Raw genomic sequence first — 2,189 nt, 5'->3', positions numbered from 1 at the left:
ACCTTCATCGACGGTGTCTATCGGAGCCGCACCGGCGTCGGCCTCAACGAACTCGGGGAGATCGAGCGGGTCGAGGTGCTGCGCGGACCGCAGGGTACGCTGTTCGGCCGCAACGCATCGGCGGGCCTCATCAACATCGTCACCAAGGCACCGGAGTTCACCTTTGGCGGTATCGCCGAGCTTACATACGGCAACTACGACAACAAGCGTGCGCAGCTCGGCATCACCGGCCCGCTGACCGATACGATCGCCTTCCGGGTTGACGGCATCTATAACAAGCGCGATGGTTTCTATCGCAATATCACGCAGAGCGACAATGAGGCGCGGGTCAATAACCGCGACCGCTACTTTGTGCGCGGTCAGCTACTATTCAAGCCGAGCGATGATTTCAGACTGCGCCTTATCGGCGACTACAGCCACCGTGACGAAAGCTGCTGCGGCGCGACCTACTACAGCAAGTTCGAAACCTTCGACCCGACAGTAAATGCTGTGCAGTCGAACGGCAGCAGTATAAACACCGATGGCGCTGTAGCCTATTCGGACTCAAACCGCATACTTGGTGTTCTCAACCGGCTCGGCGCGGTCCGCCCAACAACCGATACGCGTGCCAATCCGTTCGATCGCAGTGTCGCAATCTCGCCGGGCCGTACCTTCCGCAACGTGACCGAGGATTACGGCGGGTCCGGGCAGATCGACTGGGATTTCGGCGGCATCAACATCACGTCGATCACGGCCTATCGTGAAAACAAATCGGGCAACGCCGGCGATACCGACTACGGAAATGTTGACTTCAGCTACCGCGACAATGATTCCTATCGACAGTTCAAGACGTTCACGCAGGAGGTTCGTCTCCAGGGCTCTGCGTTTAATGGCAAGCTCGACTGGCTCGTCGGCGGTTTCTATTCGCACGAAAAACTCAATGTGGTCGACAGCACCAAGTTCGGTACGCAATATGGTACCTTTGCTGCCTGTCGTCTGGTAGCGACGCTCAACCCCGCGGTAGCTCTTCAGGATCAGAACGCGCCGGGTTGCCTCAGCGCGGCAGGCCGCGCGACGGTCACGGGCGCTTTCGGTGGAATTGCCCCGTCAGTACTCGGCGGGCTGGATCGCCTGTCCGGTACGATCGTCAATGGCGTTCGCGTCGGAGGCGTCAACGACGTCGGCGACCAGGGATCGCGCTATCGCCAGACCAGCGAGAATTATGCATTCTTCACTCACAATATCTTCAACATCACCGACACTCTGTCGCTGACGCTTGGCCTACGTTACACACACGAGGCGAAGGATTTTCGGGCCAATCTGAACAACAACAATACAGTCTGCCCGGTACAGCAGGCCAATCTTTCGCCCTTACTGTCGAATGCCGCAGTGCCTGCCACCGCACGTACCTTCATCGGCGGCATCGTGACGCTGACCTGCACCGGCAATAGCTCGTCGACAATCAACGCGCTCAACCTCAACGACAGCTTCTCGGACGGTGAATTCACCGGCACCGCGGTGGTGTCGTGGAAGCCGACGCCGCGGCTGCTCACCTACGCGTCCTATGCCAAGGGCTATAAGGCGGGTGGCTACAACCTCGACAGATCGGATCTTGGTGGCCTGCCGGGCGTATTTACGCCGCGTACGAACGCCGACGCGCCAGGGTTGCGTTTCGACGCCGAAAAGGTGGACGCCTATGAAATCGGTGCCAAGTACAACATCAGCCGTGCCTTCAGCCTGAACCTCGCCGCCTTCAGGCAGGAGTTCAAGGACTTCCAGCTCAACACGTTCAACGGCTCGGTGTACGTCGTGCAGAACCTGCAAAGCTGCAAGAACAACCTGAACGGGGCGGACACTGACAGCCTCGCGGGCAACGGCAGTTGCGCAGGCAGTGCCGACAAGCCCGGCTTGATCTCACAGGGTGTCGAGGCAGAAGCGACTCTCAATCCGGTTCGCAATGTCACCTTCACCGCGGGGTACACCTATTCGGACACGCATTTCCGCCGGAATCTGGTCGGCAATGCGCAAGGGGAGCCGCTCGATCCGGCGCTGTTCCTGCTGCCGGGAAGCCAATTGTCGAACGCGCCCAAGAACGTCGTGACGACCTCGCTCGCATGGACCCCCGAGATCGGGTCGAACGGCATGTCGGCGTTGTTCTACGTCGATAGCCGCATGACGTCTGACTACAATACCGGTTCGGATCTGGCGCC

The 2,189-nt window shown here is 59.5% G+C and carries 1 protein-coding gene; it reads left to right on the top strand.

Annotated elements, in window-relative coordinates; genetic code table 11:
• A partial coding sequence (locus U1708_RS20560) for a TonB-dependent receptor domain-containing protein (protein WP_332748147.1) occupies nt 1-2,189 on the top strand: 2,189 nt, incomplete at both ends.

The sequence above is a fragment of the Sphingomonas arabinosi genome (assembly GCF_036663715.1).
Classification (GTDB): domain Bacteria; phylum Pseudomonadota; class Alphaproteobacteria; order Sphingomonadales; family Sphingomonadaceae; genus Sphingomonas.
The sequence above is the reverse complement of the archived record's forward strand: the minus strand, read 5'-3'. Positions and strand labels throughout refer to the sequence as shown.